The 15,026-nt window shown below is 39.9% G+C and carries 19 protein-coding genes; 13 read left to right on the top strand and 6 right to left on the bottom strand.

The window, feature by feature from the left end; translation table 11 throughout:
* Positions 1-6: 6 nt before the first annotated feature.
* A complete protein-coding gene (locus V7K53_RS27875) occupies positions 7-333 on the top strand; it encodes a hypothetical protein (RefSeq protein WP_335200719.1) in 327 nt (108 codons plus the stop codon).
* A gap of 98 nt (positions 334-431) precedes the next feature.
* Here V7K53_RS27875 and V7K53_RS27870 read toward each other — a convergent pair whose 3' ends face one another.
* Positions 432-581, bottom strand: coding sequence for a hypothetical protein (locus tag V7K53_RS27870; RefSeq protein WP_335200718.1), 150 nt, complete (start codon positions 579-581; stop codon positions 432-434).
* Positions 582-984: 403 nt separating this feature from the next.
* On the opposite strand from V7K53_RS27870, the gene V7K53_RS27865 reads away from it, so the two are divergent.
* The 3 genes from V7K53_RS27865 to V7K53_RS27855 all read left to right on the top strand — a co-directional run bounded on the left by V7K53_RS27865 (position 985) and on the right by V7K53_RS27855 (position 3,755).
* Complete coding sequence (locus V7K53_RS27865) at positions 985-1,257, top strand: GlsB/YeaQ/YmgE family stress response membrane protein (RefSeq protein WP_099068138.1); 273 nt, start codon at positions 985-987, stop codon at positions 1,255-1,257.
* A 577-nt stretch (positions 1,258-1,834) separates the two neighbouring features.
* Positions 1,835-2,794, top strand: a complete 960-nt coding sequence (locus V7K53_RS27860) for a S1/P1 nuclease (RefSeq protein ID WP_335200717.1) — start codon at positions 1,835-1,837, stop codon at positions 2,792-2,794.
* Between the two features lie 499 nt (positions 2,795-3,293).
* Entirely contained in the window at positions 3,294-3,755 is a 462-nt protein-coding gene (locus V7K53_RS27855; protein ID WP_335200716.1) for a hypothetical protein, read from the top strand.
* A gap of 179 nt (positions 3,756-3,934) precedes the next feature.
* Here V7K53_RS27855 and V7K53_RS27850 read toward each other — a convergent pair whose 3' ends face one another.
* Entirely contained in the window at positions 3,935-4,357 is a 423-nt protein-coding gene (locus V7K53_RS27850) for a hypothetical protein (protein WP_335200715.1), read from the bottom strand.
* 222 nt (positions 4,358-4,579) lie between these two features.
* On the opposite strand from V7K53_RS27850, the gene recD2 reads away from it, so the two are divergent.
* The 3 genes from recD2 to V7K53_RS27835 all read left to right on the top strand — a co-directional run bounded on the left by recD2 (position 4,580) and on the right by V7K53_RS27835 (position 7,943).
* Positions 4,580-6,820 (top strand): SF1B family DNA helicase RecD2, encoded by a 2,241-nt coding sequence (gene recD2 / locus V7K53_RS27845; RefSeq protein ID WP_335200714.1) that lies wholly within the window; start codon positions 4,580-4,582, stop codon positions 6,818-6,820.
* On the top strand, positions 6,807-6,941 hold the full coding sequence (locus V7K53_RS27840; protein ID WP_335200713.1) for a hypothetical protein: 135 nt from the start codon (positions 6,807-6,809) through the stop codon (positions 6,939-6,941). Before recD2 ends, V7K53_RS27840 begins: the two co-directional genes overlap by 14 nt.
* Positions 6,942-7,601: 660 nt before the next feature.
* A complete protein-coding gene (locus V7K53_RS27835) occupies positions 7,602-7,943 on the top strand; it encodes a hypothetical protein (protein ID WP_335200712.1) in 342 nt (113 codons plus the stop codon).
* Here the strand turns inward: V7K53_RS27835 and V7K53_RS27830 are convergent.
* Together V7K53_RS27830 and V7K53_RS27825 are read right to left on the bottom strand one after the other, a co-directional pair.
* Positions 7,931-8,428 (bottom strand): hypothetical protein, encoded by a 498-nt coding sequence (locus tag V7K53_RS27830; protein WP_174708612.1) that lies wholly within the window; start codon positions 8,426-8,428, stop codon positions 7,931-7,933. The two genes, V7K53_RS27835 and V7K53_RS27830, sit on opposite strands and share 13 nt — an antisense overlap.
* 52 nt (positions 8,429-8,480) lie before the next feature.
* Positions 8,481-8,903 (bottom strand): hypothetical protein, encoded by a 423-nt coding sequence (locus V7K53_RS27825; protein ID WP_335200711.1) that lies wholly within the window; start codon positions 8,901-8,903, stop codon positions 8,481-8,483.
* Between the two features lie 154 nt (positions 8,904-9,057).
* Here V7K53_RS27825 and V7K53_RS27820 point away from each other — a divergent pair, with 154 nt between their 5' ends.
* A complete protein-coding gene (locus V7K53_RS27820; RefSeq protein WP_335200710.1) occupies positions 9,058-9,462 on the top strand; it encodes a nuclease A inhibitor family protein in 405 nt (134 codons plus the stop codon).
* A gap of 5 nt (positions 9,463-9,467) precedes the next feature.
* Here the strand turns inward: V7K53_RS27820 and V7K53_RS27815 are convergent, their stop codons facing one another.
* Positions 9,468-10,358 (bottom strand): DNA/RNA non-specific endonuclease, encoded by an 891-nt coding sequence (locus V7K53_RS27815; protein ID WP_335200709.1) that lies wholly within the window; start codon positions 10,356-10,358, stop codon positions 9,468-9,470.
* 174 nt (positions 10,359-10,532) lie between these two features.
* Between V7K53_RS27815 and V7K53_RS27810 the strand changes: the two genes are divergently transcribed.
* Together V7K53_RS27810 and V7K53_RS27805 are read left to right on the top strand one after the other, a co-directional pair.
* Positions 10,533-11,057 carry a hypothetical protein gene (locus V7K53_RS27810; RefSeq protein WP_335200708.1) on the top strand — a complete coding sequence of 175 codons (525 nt, stop codon included), beginning with the start codon at positions 10,533-10,535 and terminating at the stop codon, positions 11,055-11,057.
* Between the two features lie 210 nt (positions 11,058-11,267).
* Positions 11,268-12,353 carry a tyrosine-type recombinase/integrase gene (locus V7K53_RS27805; protein WP_335200707.1) on the top strand — a complete coding sequence of 362 codons (1,086 nt, stop codon included), beginning with the start codon at positions 11,268-11,270 and terminating at the stop codon, positions 12,351-12,353.
* A 92-nt stretch (positions 12,354-12,445) separates the two neighbouring features.
* Here V7K53_RS27805 and V7K53_RS27800 read toward each other — a convergent pair whose 3' ends face one another.
* Positions 12,446-12,835: a TRADD-N-associated membrane domain-containing protein gene (locus V7K53_RS27800; RefSeq protein ID WP_335200706.1), complete on the bottom strand. Its 390-nt coding sequence runs from the start codon at positions 12,833-12,835 to the stop codon at positions 12,446-12,448.
* 534 nt (positions 12,836-13,369) lie between these two features.
* Here V7K53_RS27800 and V7K53_RS27795 point away from each other — a divergent pair.
* From V7K53_RS27795 to V7K53_RS27785, 3 genes are all read left to right on the top strand, one after another.
* A complete protein-coding gene (locus V7K53_RS27795) occupies positions 13,370-14,401 on the top strand; it encodes a hypothetical protein (RefSeq protein WP_335200705.1) in 1,032 nt (343 codons plus the stop codon).
* Between the two features lie 23 nt (positions 14,402-14,424).
* On the top strand, positions 14,425-14,619 hold the full coding sequence (locus V7K53_RS27790) for a hypothetical protein (RefSeq protein ID WP_335200704.1): 195 nt from the start codon (positions 14,425-14,427) through the stop codon (positions 14,617-14,619).
* Positions 14,620-14,694: 75 nt separating this feature from the next.
* Complete coding sequence (locus V7K53_RS27785; RefSeq protein ID WP_335200703.1) at positions 14,695-14,943, top strand: hypothetical protein; 249 nt, start codon at positions 14,695-14,697, stop codon at positions 14,941-14,943.
* Positions 14,944-15,026: the final 83 nt, after the last annotated feature.

Here is a 15,026-nt window from a genome sequence, read left to right as displayed (position 1 = left end):
GTACCAATGGTCAATTTTTCTTTCTCAAAGGAAATTAAAAATCCAGAGTTACCATTAACTCATGAGCAGAAGAACATTATCCGAGAGTATTGTTCTTTAGCAAGTCTAAGTAGTTTATCAGAATCAGAAGCACAACGGATAGCAGATATCCTAGAAATCGCTCAAATAGACCAGATACTTGATTTTTGGATGACAGAAGCCGACTATGTTATTGGCCATAATTTAAAGCTAATTAATGAAAATGAACAGAAGAATTTCCAAGCTAGATTAAGAGAGTATCTAGTTACTGATTCTGGGGACTCTAAGCAAATTACTTTTCGGCATACCAAGTAAATTTGTCTGATAAACTAAGAACATAGTCTTATGACTATGTTCTTAGTTTTATAATCAGAGTTTCATCCCACCTAGATTATGCTGATTGAAAACTTAGACTACAAAACAACTACCACGCAAAGTATAGCTACTAGTGTTAAACAGTAAGAGGCAAACATTAAATAGGCAACAACCGCCGCCATCCCCTCAGTTTTTTGCTCTTTAATACTGCCAAGCTTGGATGCAAATGAATTAAATAATCGAAGCATATTTATCGCTCCAGAATTATGTTTACCTTCAATAATTAGTGATAGCTGCTATTAATATGTGACTGGTTTTAATACTGCTAATCACTGCTCTCCATCTTTGTATAAAAAATTCACGGTGCGATGACGTAACCGACCGCCGTAATCATAATTCTTCCAGTAGATGAGATAAATCATTAAAAATGCATATACTGCAATTATCAAGCAATGAATTTATCATCTCCCAGTTTTAGACCAACTAGGAGCTTTTTTATTTATTATCTATCTCAGTTAGGGGGTATATCACCAGAAGTAACAGCATTCATCCTCAAGGCTATTAATCATTGGTTCTGTTGGTAGATTGAATGTCAATGTTTGGATTGCTATTGTGTATTTGTCAGTAAAAAACGTTGCTCAAATTAAAACAATGAATATTCTTGCTTGGATTGTTTTAGGTCTAATTGCTGGTGCTATTGCAAAGGCTATCTACCCCGGTCATCAAGGCGGTGGAATCCTCGGAACAATCTTATTAGGAATTATCGGTGCTTTTGTTGGTGGTAGTTTGGGTGTATTCTTCAGTACAGGAACCTTGACATTAGCCGCCCCCACACTCAGCATTCCCGGTATTGCAGTAGCAGTTCTTGGCGCAATTGTCGCTGTTTTCTTGTGGAACTTGCTAAATCGTCGCAGTGCAATCTAAGAAATTAAATTGGAATCAATTAATCGTAAAAATCAGGGAACTCATTTCACTATATTTTCTCCCTGAATTTAAATTAAAAGAGTAGCGCTTACCTATAGTTAGGTGGGCGCTATTATTATTTTGTTGGGGTGCGATGCCGTTCAAGGGTTGCGTAAGCGCGTCTCGTAGAGAGGAAATCGGTAAAGGGGCGATGCCAACGTATGTAAACTACGCTCCCACGCCATTGCTGACTTTCCTCTAAGAAAATCGCTCACTCTTGCTTGGAACCATTCTTAGAGGAAACGTTGCACTCATGGAGCGTAGGCTTCAAGAAGCGCAGGCAGACGCTCGAATACTCGCTAACGCTACGCTATTGCTTTTGACAAAGCAGTACACTTGCTATGCACCGAAAATCAAAGAGTGCGATGGCTCAAGTGCCCTTTCTGGAGGCATCGCACCCTTAAACTCGTTAATGTACAGCTCTGTTTATTGAAATATATAAATATTGTGTAGGGTGATTTATTTTTCTTATGCAAATTTAACCCTAACTTACCTGAATGCAACCTATACTTTAGCTGTATTTTTAACAAAGAATTTTATGCTGAAGTTACATTCTTTCGCTAAGTTTTCTTTATTGACAGCATTATCAACAATCTTGGTTTGGCAGTACCCAGCTTTTGCTTGGAATAAATCTGGACACATGGTTTCAGGAGCGATCGCTTACAGTGAACTTAAGCAAAATCATCAACAAGTAATTGAGAAAATAGCCGCGATTTTAAGAGAACATCCCGAATACTCTAAATTTGAGGAACAGTGGAAGTCTCTTAATCAATCTAATATTTCTGCTGAAAATAAAAACTTGTACTTATTTATGTGGGCGGCAAAATGGCCAGATGAAGCTCGTAACAGCCAAGTATTTAATCACCCAACTTGGCACTACATCAATTTTCCTTATCAACCAAGCAATGCCTCAAACTCAATCCCTCGTGAAATTGCAGGTGAAGAAAATATTCTCTACGCATTTAAAAAAAATCTTGATATTATTCAAAGTAATGCCACCAACAGCGAAAAAGCAATTGCAATATGCTGGTTATTCCATTTATTAGGAGATGTGCATCAGCCATTGCATACTACCAAATTAATTACTAACGAGTATAAAGAACCAGAAGGTGATAGAGGTGGTACACGTTTTTATATTAGAGTCAAACCAAATAGTCAAACAATTAGTTTGCATAAATTCTGGGATGACCTCATACTAGGCTCAGAAAACTTTCAAACTGTTCGCAACACCGCAACCAAGATAAGAGCCTCCTATCAACGCAGTAAATTGCCAGAATTAAAAGAAACTCAATTTAATAATTGGGCAAAATTGGAGAGTTTTAATATTGCTAAACAAAAAGCATATCTGAATGGCAAGCTTTCTGGCAGTAGTGATAAAAATGATGGAAAGCCGTTACCGCCAAATTATGCTGCTAGCGCTAAACCAATAGCAGAACGTCGGATGAGCTTGGCAGGCTACCGTCTAGCTGATGTACTTAATAAACTGTTCGGCAAGTGATAAAAGATATACAACTCTTTTGTTCTTGGTTTTTTAACTGCTGATAAAACGCTCAATTGCTACAAGCCTACTTACTTCTACACCAAACAAAACTTAGCCCAATTGGTACGCGAGTATCAAGCAATCAAACAGTCAACGGGGAATTTTTTAGAGATGAAAATCAATGCTCCCGAAAAACTTCATAATAAATCCGCCAAAAATTTCCGTAACTTCTCTATAAAGCACTGTAGCTTCATTTAGGAACATAGTTCCAATACCAAATTTAAACTGTTAATTAAATGTTGAAAAATTCTTTGGTGTTTGCCCCGTAAGAGTGCATCTTTAGCTGCCGCTTTAATTAGTCCTGTTTTAGCTGCATCTGCTGACTTTATTTGCAATCGCTGTTGTAATTTCTCCGTGGATGATGAGCAGATTGCATAAAACTTTCAACACCAAACTATAAGTCAATGTATTGGTGTTCATCTCAAATTATTTGCCATCAAGGCAGGAAAAACACGCAATGTACATTCAGAAACTTTCTGCATCTCTATTTTCGGCAACTACCTTGTTAACTGGAACTACTTTGGCTGTCTTGGTTAGCTCTACAACTCTTTCACTCGTGTTTGGTCATTCTGCTCAAGCGCAAGGACTACCTTATGGGCCAGATACTTGTCGTCAAGGCTATGTTTGGCGCGAAGCCGTTCCTAATGACCATGTTTGCGTCACACCCAAAACCCGTTCTCAAGCTGCAAAAGACAATAGTCAAGTCGCAAATCGGATTCAGCCAGGAGGAGGCGCCTATGGTTCTTTCACTTGTCGTCAAGGCTATGTTTGGCGCCAAGCTGTTCCCAATGACTATGTTTGTGTCACACCCAAAACCCGTTCTCAAGCTGCAAAAGACAATAGTCAAGCCAATAATCGCCGAGCTTCAAGCGGTGTTACCATTGACAATGGAACCCAACTCAATCCAGTTCACGACTAATTGCATGGGTGGATAGCTCAAATCAAGAATCTTTTGTAACCATTCAGGGGGTACAAAAGCGATCGCTCCCCAGCAAATACAAGCGAACGCGTAGACCATCGCCCATAAAAAATACAAGCGAGTCAAAGTTGCACCCCAACAGCGATCGTTCCAACAAAGTTAGTCCAGGGGGCGATCGCCTAATTCAGCCAAAATCCACCTATTTTTCCATCTTTAAGGCTAAGTCTAGCTAAAACATCATCACTGCCATCAAAAAATGTCAGTTTCCATAAATAAACTTGATACCCTTGCTGATTCAGATTTGCCAAGAAAACTGCCGAATACCCTTTTTTGATGCGAGGAGCCAACTGTCCACTAACTTGTGTAAATGTTTGCTTTGTAATGCCTTCTTTGAAAGCAGCATTTCCAAGAGAAATAAACTGAGTGTAGTTGTTTTGTTCAACAGCATTTATCAGGCTTGTAAAAGTTCTTTGCACAGACTGTTCTGGTTGATTACTATGAGTTGCTTTTATTTGCTCGTTCACAGCTTGCACGTTTTTTACAGCTAAGGTCAAAGGTGACATGGTAACAACTGCTGCAACTATCAATCCCATCTTATTCATTTAGTTTGTTGACCTCCTTGAAAACTTCCGCTAGTTAAATATATTCGTAAAAGCAGTGTGTATATACTAAAAACGGCTTGAAACTTTACTTTGAAACGCTAGAAATATTTAAAATATAATGCTTAAATCTCTTTAGTAGTACAGAAATACTATAAGCGCCAACCCTATGACTTCTGGAGCAGTAAGTATCGAGTATAATGGCTGCGCCGTTTGTTGAAAGTGATGTCCACCACACCTCTACCAAGCCAGCAGCAAGTCAACGCCACCCCCAAGCACGAATCAATTACCGGAGTGGTAGAACGCCTGACCTATTACTCTCAAGAATCAGGTTATACTGTGGCACGTTTGCAACGCCCTAGTGCAAAGGAACTAACTACAATTACTGGTAGCTTTGCAGATATCCAGCCAGGACAAACGCTGCAATTAACTGGTTTTTGGCGCGAACATCCCCAGTATGGTTTGCAGTTCCAGGTTGTTAACTACAAAGAAACCAAACCTGCCACCCTCACAGGAATTGAGAAGTATTTAGGTAGCGGTCTAATTAAAGGTGTGGGGCCAGTCACTGCTAAACGGATAGTTGCCCATTTTGGTATAGAGACTCTAGATATTATTGAAAACCAAATCGAGCGCTTGAGCGAAGTCAACGGCATTGCCAAAAAGCGGATTGCCATGATTCAAAGAGCCTGGAACGAGCAAAAAGCCATTAAAGAAGTGATGGTATTTCTGCAAGGTCACGGCGTTAGCACCACTTACGCAGTCAAAATTTACAAGCAATACGGCGATAAATCCATAGATACAGTTACCCATAATCCTTACCAGTTAGCGACTGATATCTATGGCATTGGTTTTTTAACTGCTGATAAAATTGCCCGTAATTTGGGGGTTCCCGCAGATTCCGAGTTTCGCTACTGTGCTGGACTTGTTCATGCTTTGAGTACAGCCGCAGAAGACGGACATTGCTACTTACCTCAAACAGAACTAATTGAATCGGTGACTAAACTGCTCACTACCCAGGAGCATCAACCAACAGCAGATGCCATCGCTCAGACTATCAAAGATATGGCTTTGAAAGATGAGCTAATTAGAGAACGTGATGCCAATAAAACACTCAATTGCTACAAGCCTACTTACTTCTATACCGAACAAAACTTAGCCCAATTGGTACGAGAACGCTTAACTTACCCCATCAGTTCTGATATTCCTCGCGTCCGCGCTTGGTTGGAGCGTTTTAGCAGTAGCCGCCAAGTTTCACTATCACCCGAACAGCAACAAGCAGTAGAGACGGCTGCTTACTCTCGATTCACCGTAATTACAGGTGGCCCTGGTGTAGGAAAAACATTCTGCACTAGCACCATAGTCTCACTGTGGAAGGCAATGGGTAAATCAATTGCCCTAGCTGCACCAACTGGACGCGCTGCCCAAAGGTTAGGCGAGATGACGGGGTTGGAGGCAAAAACGATACATCGCCTACTGGAATTTGACCCCAAGACGCGCAGTTTTAAGCGCGATCGCACTAATCCATTACCCCACAGTGCAATTATTGTAGACGAAGCTAGTATGCTCGACTTGTTTCTAGCGTATTCTTTAGTTCAAGCAGTTTCCGAAAATGCTCAACTCCTGCTGGTGGGAGATATTGACCAATTGCCATCGGTAGGTGCGGGTAACGTGCTGGCTGATTTAATAAATTCGGGAAGAGTGCCTGTAGTCAGACTCACTCAAGTATTTCGCCAAGCTGCCAGTAGTAAAATTATTACCGCCGCCCACCAAATTAACCGGGGGCAATATCCCCATATCGAATCAATTTCTAACTCTCCTCAATCTGATTGTCTTTGGCACGGTGGAGGATTTCAACCAGAACATGGGGTGCAGGCAATTAGCGAGTTGATTACTGATTTTATTCCCAAACTTGGTTTTAATCCTGCTACTGATGTACAAGTGCTTTGCCCAATGTCACGGGGATTAGTCGGTACACGCAATCTCAATAACGTACTGCAACAGTTAATTAATCCACCTAGTCCTGAAAAAATTGAAATTACCAGGGGTGGAACTATTTTTAGAGTTGGCGATCGGGTAATTCAATTAACCAACGACTACCAACGGGAAGTCTTTAACGGCGATGTGGGATTTATTACTACTATTGATACCGAGGAACAGGAAGTAATTGTACAGTATCAAGAGCGCGAAGTTACTTATGATTATGCTGACATGAATGAGCTTGCTTTAGCTTGGAGCGTGAGTATACATAAGTCGCAGGGATCAGAATACCCAGTAGTGATTTTAGCTTTTTACACCCAACATTACATGATGCTGACTCGGAATTTACTTTATACAGGGTTAACCCGTGCCAAGAAGCTGGCAATTATTATTGGTAGCAAGAAGGCAATCAGTATGTGCGTTCGTTCTACAAAGTCCCAAGAGCGATATACTCGATTGCGGCAGAGGTTGGTTCATGAGTTGCGATAGCGATCGCCGTTGGTTTCAGGTGATGAATCGTTCCCATAAAATTCAAGCGAGGAAACACCAAAAAGAGCGATCGCTTGTTTCAAAGCAGTACACTAGTAGCCGAAATTACCAGAGTGCGTAGGCGTAGACCGCCGTAGGTATCGTTGCCTCCTTAATCCCCACATAGTCTGTGTCGTTCACCCTGATGCGGTAGACAGTGATAGTTATTTGGACGAAAACGGAAATAGGGGCTGAGAATCCTTGATGTTACGTACAATAAAGTACCGGATTATTTTTTGTTGATCTTATAATTTTGATTATGGTATGTTTTTATGCCTCAAATACCTCAACTCCAAACTTGTTCTCGTTGCCAAATGCTAACCTTACCTTTAGAGATGTCTAAAGGTGTTTGTCATCATTGTTTAAGAGAAAAGAGTCAGAGAAATAAACAAAGTCTTCCTAGTAGGAATTTTACCCTAACAATTTTTAGTATACTTAGTTTTTTTCTGACAAGATTTATTTATGAGTTTTGTCTGAATTATTTTCACTATACATTGCATATACAAGAAGAATTAGGCTTTTTCTTATTTGCAATTTGGAGCCTTTTTTGCTTTTTATTACTTTGTCCTTTTATACTTTTTTGTATTATTCTTCTATTCTCATTTTTATTTGATATTGAATAATTGAGTAAAGCAAGCCCGAACTCTAAAAACAGAGTACAATATCGAATTGCAGCAATTCATGGGTGCGTAGGCGTAGCCCGCTGTAGGCATCGCTTGCTTCAAAGCAGTATACTTGTACTATGAAAATTCACCAGTGCGATCGCTGTTTACTTTACTCACACGATCCTCACTTCGTCTGTGTCGTTCACCCAGCAGGGCCACAGGGGGATAGTTGTTTGGACTTTCGAGAAGACCCCAACGCCGAACCAGCAGAGCTGTGGGAGCCAGAAGGGGCAACCTACTATAATGGCGAGTTGATTGTGCAGCCCCAGCAACACTGGACACGCGAACAGCAGCTAGAACTAATTGACTGGCATCCAATGTTTACAGGTAGATGCCCCCAATGCAACACAGAATTTGACCGCGATTATACAGCCCGTGTACATTGGGATTGTCAAAATTCAGAGTGTCACTGCGTTTGATTAAACAGGGCGGATTCTACCAAAGAAGCACCTAACGAGTAACAACTGCTACGAACATTCTCTGGTACTGACAACACAGCTACATTATGGGGAGAGGTAAATCCCTCTTTGAAATCAATGCAACTTTTTACAATTGTCCATGAATCTGCAATAGCTGTAGGTAACTGTTTGTCAAATCCATGATTTGTATAATTTTGATATTGCTCTTGTAGTTTCTTCAAAGATGCTAAAAACCGCGCCTTTTGTTTGGCGTGTGACTGGCGGATCTCACAAATCTTACGAGCTGCGTCCAATGTTTCTTTATCGTTCCAAGCTGTGACTTCTTTCACATCTGCAATACATTCATTCAGCTTGAGTCGTGTGGGCTGTGAGTCGCCATCTAAATTGGGGTTTGCTGCCCAAGCCTGGATTGTACCTGAAACAAGTATGGCAATTAGTACAGCCAAAAATCCCAAAATCACATTCCAAAAGACAATTTTAATCATAATTTCGCTTTTTCTAAGTAATTTTATTTCTAATTAAGTCCCTAAAAGTGTGTCAAGAGAAATGATACAAAACATTTCCCTCTTCATTTACTTCAAAATCAGCATTAAGTTCTTTGGCTTTCTCATCTAAATATTGTTTAGCTAACTGGGTTGATATTTCAGCATTTTTCGCCAGTTGCAATACCGTTATTCTGCCAGCATTTTGCTCAATTAATTCTAAGAATACTAACTGAAGACGCTTTTTTTCTGATTCCAGAAGTAATGCTTTTTCCTTTCGATTCTGCTGCACTAAAGACCAACTCAACCAGCCTCCTAGAATGGTTGATGGAATAGTAAGAATAGTTAAAGCAGCTACATCATTTTGTTTTTCTTGAGCAGGAGTTTTGGGATTCATAATTTCTAGAATCATCACAGCAGAAAATGGAATGCCAAATAACAGAAAACAGATTGCTAAAACTTTTTTAATTAGTTTCATATAACTTTTTCCCTTACTAGAGTTGGCTGGAGGAAATTCAAAAATAATGGCTATATTATACAAGGTATAATAAAATACCTGCCACCCGAATATTTTGCACAGTGTATGTGGCGATGCCTGCCAACGTATGTAAACTACGCTCTATTAAGTGCTTATGACCAAAACTAATTCAGAAATTATTGACCAGCTTCGTACAGCAGCAGATGGTTTACTTATGATGAGTGAGTCTGAGTATCCGTTTGAAGTTTTTCTTTGGGAAGATGCTGCACCTGCAACACCCCAAAAAGTTGTACAGCAAACAAATCATCCACAAAATACGCCCGTTGAAATTGTGGGAGTTGACGATTTTTTTCAAGTGGCAATGACAGAAGAAGATTGGCATGAGGAAGAAGAGAAAGCAACCGTAAAACGATTTCAAACTCTTGTGCAGACACTCAAAGAAAACCTGACTAATTTGCAGGTGTATCGCCTCGGCAACAAAGAGATTGATGTTTATGTAGTTGGTCAAACCCCGGCGGTAAATTTAGCGGGGATTTCTACGAAAGTTGTTGAAACTTGAGTTGTTTACAAATTATCTACTTTGCTTTCAATAACTTCTTGGATATTTGGGGAAATATTAGAGAGAAAATCATAGCCTGTGAGTTTTTCTAATTCATCAACACTTACTTTATAAGCTCTCCAATCGTTGTTGATTTCTTGCTCGTTGGGTATGTTCACCGCGATGACGCGAGTATTAGCGGTAATACCATTAATCCCAGAGCCAGGATTATCTAGTACGACAACGATTTTCCAAGTTGATTTGGGAACTGTCACTTTACTCTTAAGCGGCTGTCCTTGACTGCCAAAAGGGCCTGCAATGATGTAAAGTTCTTTACCTTGGCTTACCAGTCCTCGACAATAGTCTTCCAAGTTTCCCCAAGTGTTCCGGTTGTTGTCCGGTGTCTGGGGCATCATATTTGTCATGAGAAAAGTGGCAGCATTATCCTCTACTGTCAAAGAGCGGTCTGCCGAAGGCACAACATGACCCTTATCATACCCAGAGCCAGCATATATGGTAGGAGTTATCCGCACAAAACTTGTTGGGAGTGTAGCATCAGGGCGAAAATTGTTTTGTCGGTCTGCCGCACCTAGCCATGATTTATTTAACTGCCAGCTTGCCCAGTTGGGAGTTCCCTTGCTGTTGTTGTAGGAAAGTGCATATTGGTTTTTTGCGATTAGATAATTATCTGGAGTAATGCTCGTTGGAGTTGCACTGCTGGGATTTCCCAAAAGCAGGTGAGGGCTTATTGATGAGGTTTTAGCAGGTGCAATCGGCGTTGGCTGCAATGGTTTTTCTGTTGTCGGTGTTGGCAACTGAGTTAATGTTGGTGGCTGGCTTGGTGCTGGCGAACACCCCAACAGAGCAATTAGCCCGGTGGCAATAGCCAAAGCCTGAAAACGACTGATTAAACGCATAAATTTTAGCTACTATCGCAGATTAAATTAATCATCACCATTTTTAAGGGGATGTCCAGTTTTTGTCTACAAGAGCGTAGCTTGCTGCCATCCTACTTTCCTCTAAGAAAATAGCGATCGCTCATTATCCCTTTTAATCTACAATCAGCTTGTCGATATCGATTTTGATATCAAATGACTGCAAACAAGAAAAGCAATAATCCACCTAGTGAGATGATTCGCGTCCCTACTGCCTTAATTGGGGCAGTACGCCAACTATCCAAGCTGCACAGAGAGGGGCATACAATTGCCTTGCTGCAAGGCTTAGAAGAATTGATATCCAAATTTGATAGCAAAATTGATATCGATGTTGCCCCAAGCAGTAAATCGGTTTTGCAATTGGAGAAGAAGCTGGAAAGCAAGCTCGACGCAATGACCAAAAAGCTGGAACTCATCGAACGGTCTATTTCATCAACTCGATACAACAGTCAACCCAAACAAAGAAGACAAGCTAACCCATACCAACAGCCCCAAGTTGAACTGCTTGCATTACCTCCTGAAAACCTAGCACCGCGACTAGGTTTAAGTCCGTCGAGCCTCGCACCGGAACGAGAAAAACTCACTACCAAAGAATTTATCAGTTGGACTCGTAACCGCGACCCCAGAGGCATCGGTTGGGAATGGAATGCAAAAGATGGGCTGTACTATCCAGTGAAATAAACGATTTGGCGCAACCTTTGGCTAATTAATTGTGCTTAAAGCGATAAGGCACAGTGCCGCTTCATACTGCCTTATCGTTTCAAGCAACTTCAATATGGCTTATAAGGCAATGCCGGCATATCCACGGCGCTGTCGTAGAATATAAAAGCTTCCTGAAACAGCACTTCCAGGAAGCTATATGTTTATCATCGTGTAATTCTTATTTCCTAGATGGATATTACTAATATTGAGATTGGCTCTGTAGAGATTCTGCCTCCTACTCTCCAACCAAGTGTAATTAAAAACACTAATACTCAAGTAACTCCAGAATTGGTAGAGGAGGTAATTCGGCAATACTATTACCGCACGCCTGCGGTTGCTAATGATGAGGAATTAATTTTAGCTTGGGCTGGCAGTCAAAACCGCGAACAAACTAAGCGAAAATACTACCGTTTTGGTCAAAAATTGCTTGATTGGGTACGGAATCAAGGTATACCCGATCTAAGATTAATCCAGCAACCATTGTTACTAGAATTTATTGCTTCCTGGGGTGAGGTTTCCCCTTATACTAAAACGAACCGAGTGCTGATATTGCGATCGCTCTGGAGTTATGGGAGCGGTGAGAGTATTGGCTATTTTTTGCGGAATATTGCAAGTAGTATAAATTACGATAATTTTAGTGATTTACCGAAGGCAGAGCGGTATCTAGAAGATTGGGAAATGGAGAAGCTGGGTAAGGCTGCCTCTCTTATGGGGGGGCGGTATTGGCTAGTTTTTAACTTGATTTTTTACAGTGGGATGCGGGTTGGCGAAGTGGGTCGGGTGACGGTTCCGGGTGACGAACGGGGTAAACCCAAGGAAGATTATCCGGGCTTGTATTGGCGCGATTTTAAATGGCAGTTTGACCCAACGCCGGAGGATAGACACCGGGGGTATTACACAATTAAATTTTGGGGTAAGGGTGGGAAGTACCGGGAGATTGGCTTAGACCACGAGACTTCTAAGTTGCTTAAAAAATATCGGGGGATGGCTAGTGAAAAGATGCCAGTGTTTCCCAATATGTCGCCTGACCCAGCAAAAAGGGGATTGCCATTGAGCGATCGGGCGATTAAAAGATTGATTCAGGATATCTCCGAGGTGGCGAAGGTGAAGTTTTCGTGTCATTGGCTACGCCACTCTCATGCAACAAGGGCGGTGGAAATTAAGCCACTGTTTCAGGTGCAAGACCAGTTAGGGCAGAAGAAAAGCGATACTACCAAGGGGTATGTAAGAGTGAAGAAGGATGCAGGAACGGGTACAGTGCTGCCGAGGTTTTAACTGAGCGATCGCATCTTCTATTGCAGTGGGTTGTACTTGCCAGGGTAGTTCTCTTGGAAAGTGGGCGATCACACTACTCAAGCAGAAATAATTTAGTCTTCGTCCTTGACTTTGGCTGCAATTTTATCGAGGCGTTCATTAGCTTTGTCGAGGCGATCGCTTGCATCTTTGGCAAGTTGAACGAATACCATACTTGAGACAAGTCCCCCAGCAGTAGTAATAGTTCCCTCAGAAGCTTTCCCTGATAATAAAAATCCAACACCCACAAATCCTACAATGGCGCTTGCTCCTGTCATCACTAATGCAAGTAGAAAACTTTGACGAGCCATGTTAAATGTTTGTTGTGTTTGACGTAAGCCTTCCTCTGCAATACTGTTCATTAATTCTGATGCTGAATTAGAAGAAGGTACAGTACTAGGAAGAGATGCGCTCAAACTTTCTTGTGATACATCATGAATGTCTTGATTAGTAACATAATTCATTTGTGACTCCTCACATTATTCGTTGGAAAATACATACAAGATGCAAAACATTTTATTCATTAAAATAGTCAGATTACACCTCATAAATTCTGAGTTGTTAATTGTAAGTTATCAGGCAATGTTGATAAAAAAATAGCCAGGATAAAACCCAAGATAACTACTTCTTAATTTCTTATGGAATACCTAACGTTTTGTTAGGTCGGTCGTGGCATCATAACAAAACGTTAGGATGACTATTCTTTTTGTTGTCAAAACAATAGGTAAAAATCAACAATCTAGAGATTACCTATGAAGAAATAATTTTTATATCTTGTTTTTTAGGAGTTGACATAAACGAAAATCAGGTTATGATAATTGGCATAAAGAAGTTGTTACATAAATAACTGTACCAACTTGAAACGCTAATTCCGGGTGGATGATCTACTTAAATAGGACTAAAGTCATGGATATCTATTAACTTCATTAGGGTAGAATCCTGAATAATTACTTCTAGGATTCGACTGTAAACTAAGATGATTACACAGGACAAGCGCTATGACATCTATTGATTTTCCAGAATTAAGCGAAGCTGCAAGCAATTGGAATCTTGATAATTTGTATAAGGATTTAGCTTGTCATAAGAACTCACCACTTTCAGATTTTGAGAAAAAATGTTTATGTGCATTGTTGTGCCGTCGTAATATTAGCTATATATCTTTTCGTCTTGATTGGGCTGTAGGCTCAGTAAGGACAGAACTTTGTAGAGGATTATATCAATATATAAAGGTACTTACTGGTGAAGAAAGAATAGTATGGAATCAGGTCGCTGACTTACTAGAAGCGCAATATAGAAAGCCGAAAAATTTATTTACTAAACAAGATATTAATTTAGTATCTAAGATAGAATCTGAATTTCGAGCTACATCAATAGTAGCTACACTTGAAAATGAGATGCTAAAACAGATAGATATAGATGCTGCTGAATCTCAAGTAAATTCATCAAATGTAAACGTAATAATTGATTACGGTGATTATAAATACAGAATCAGTGATTATCAAGCAGCAATTAAATCATATAAAGAAGCAATATTAATAGATACATCATACTTTGGTATCTTAAATAAGATAGCGTTATCTTATTATAAACTTAAGCTATTTGAAGATTGTCAAATTATGTGTAATTTTGTTTTAATTCATCAAGTTAAAGATGAACTTAAGGCAGATGCATATAATTTACTAGGTGTAATTTTTCAGGAAATAGCAGAACAAGAATATAAGGATTTATATGTTCAATCAGCTATCTATTTTTTTAAACAAGCAATTAAAAATTCTGGTTATTTAAATGTTTTACCTGCATGGAACATAGTAGATTTACTGCTAGCATTTAGCAGAAATGAACCATCTTATATTCCCAGAGCAAAGTTAGCTTTCTATGATTTTAAAGAAATTGCATCACAAGCGGAGTCTAATTTTCAAAAGTATCGAGATAATATCATAAAGGAAGCAGTTTCTGTGTTGGATGATGGTCTTGATGAATGGTGGCGTAATCAACTTAACGAGTTGATTGAAATTCCAATTTTACGGTGATTGTAACTAGAGAGAGTAGAAAAATGAAAATGAACATACAAAGGTCTTATAACTATAAATTTGCTTTACAGTTACTTTTTTTAGCAATGGTTACAACTTTTGTTACCTGGAGCGGTAAGGCAATTGTGAGTTCGCAACAGATTGATGAATTATCATCTTCGCAAGAGCAAATTTTTGCAAAACTTGTTCCTGATATAGGCGACGTAAAAAATAAATAACTATGTCAACTTTTATACCATACAGGTAGGAAATCAAATGTTTCACCAGGGCAGTTATCGTTGTGGTAAGTAAGTATGGATGATGATACTCAAGAACTAATCGCTATCAAAGAAGAACTCTCAGGAATTAGCGATCGCCTGAGAAAGATTTTTCCGTCAACTCATCCCCAATTTGACAGCGTGTTTGAAGACCTGGGCGCGGCTGGATATTATATGCGTGAGGCTGGCTATCGTCTGGAATTAGTTCTTAAAACCGTGCAAGGTGATAGCGGCTTCGAGCGTCTGAAGAAACTGAAGTTGAGTAAAATTTCCGGCGTTGCATAAATGCGGGATGAATTAACTAAATACAGGTATTTCTCTATACTTCAAGTAATGGAGTAACAAGCGAATTGAGTATTTAAGCATAT

The organism is Nostoc sp. (assembly GCF_036917355.1).
Lineage (GTDB): Bacteria > Cyanobacteriota > Cyanobacteriia > Cyanobacteriales > Nostocaceae > Nostoc.
The sequence above is the reverse complement of the archived record's forward strand: the minus strand, read 5'-3'. Positions and strand labels throughout refer to the sequence as shown.

What these genes read in the sequence shown, in the direction of transcription:
- V7K53_RS27850 (WP_335200715.1), bottom strand. Translation starts at nt 4,357, where the DNA reads ATGAATAAGATGGGATTGATAGTTGCAGCAGTTGTTACCATGTCACCT.
- V7K53_RS27835 (WP_335200712.1), top strand. Translation starts at nt 7,602, where the DNA reads ATGAAAATTCACCAGTGCGATCGCTGTTTACTTTACTCACACGATCCT.
- V7K53_RS27830 (WP_174708612.1), bottom strand. Translation starts at nt 8,428, where the DNA reads ATGATTAAAATTGTCTTTTGGAATGTGATTTTGGGATTTTTGGCTGTA.
- V7K53_RS27810 (WP_335200708.1), top strand. Translation starts at nt 10,533, where the DNA reads ATGACTGCAAACAAGAAAAGCAATAATCCACCTAGTGAGATGATTCGC.
- V7K53_RS27790 (WP_335200704.1), top strand. Translation starts at nt 14,425, where the DNA reads ATGAAAATGAACATACAAAGGTCTTATAACTATAAATTTGCTTTACAG.
- V7K53_RS27800 (WP_335200706.1), bottom strand. Translation starts at nt 12,835, where the DNA reads ATGAATTATGTTACTAATCAAGACATTCATGATGTATCACAAGAAAGT.
- V7K53_RS27825 (WP_335200711.1), bottom strand. Translation starts at nt 8,903, where the DNA reads ATGAAACTAATTAAAAAAGTTTTAGCAATCTGTTTTCTGTTATTTGGC.
- V7K53_RS27865 (WP_099068138.1), top strand. Translation starts at nt 985, where the DNA reads ATGAATATTCTTGCTTGGATTGTTTTAGGTCTAATTGCTGGTGCTATT.
- V7K53_RS27855 (WP_335200716.1), top strand. Translation starts at nt 3,294, where the DNA reads ATGTACATTCAGAAACTTTCTGCATCTCTATTTTCGGCAACTACCTTG.
- V7K53_RS27840 (WP_335200713.1), top strand. Translation starts at nt 6,807, where the DNA reads ATGAGTTGCGATAGCGATCGCCGTTGGTTTCAGGTGATGAATCGTTCC.
- V7K53_RS27815 (WP_335200709.1), bottom strand. Translation starts at nt 10,358, where the DNA reads ATGCGTTTAATCAGTCGTTTTCAGGCTTTGGCTATTGCCACCGGGCTA.
- V7K53_RS27795 (WP_335200705.1), top strand. Translation starts at nt 13,370, where the DNA reads ATGACATCTATTGATTTTCCAGAATTAAGCGAAGCTGCAAGCAATTGG.
- V7K53_RS27860 (WP_335200717.1), top strand. Translation starts at nt 1,835, where the DNA reads ATGCTGAAGTTACATTCTTTCGCTAAGTTTTCTTTATTGACAGCATTA.
- V7K53_RS27820 (WP_335200710.1), top strand. Translation starts at nt 9,058, where the DNA reads ATGACCAAAACTAATTCAGAAATTATTGACCAGCTTCGTACAGCAGCA.
- V7K53_RS27875 (WP_335200719.1), top strand. Translation starts at nt 7, where the DNA reads ATGGTCAATTTTTCTTTCTCAAAGGAAATTAAAAATCCAGAGTTACCA.
- V7K53_RS27870 (WP_335200718.1), bottom strand. Translation starts at nt 581, where the DNA reads ATGCTTCGATTATTTAATTCATTTGCATCCAAGCTTGGCAGTATTAAA.
- V7K53_RS27785 (WP_335200703.1), top strand. Translation starts at nt 14,695, where the DNA reads ATGGATGATGATACTCAAGAACTAATCGCTATCAAAGAAGAACTCTCA.
- recD2 (WP_335200714.1), top strand. Translation starts at nt 4,580, where the DNA reads ATGTCCACCACACCTCTACCAAGCCAGCAGCAAGTCAACGCCACCCCC.
- V7K53_RS27805 (WP_335200707.1), top strand. Translation starts at nt 11,268, where the DNA reads ATGGATATTACTAATATTGAGATTGGCTCTGTAGAGATTCTGCCTCCT.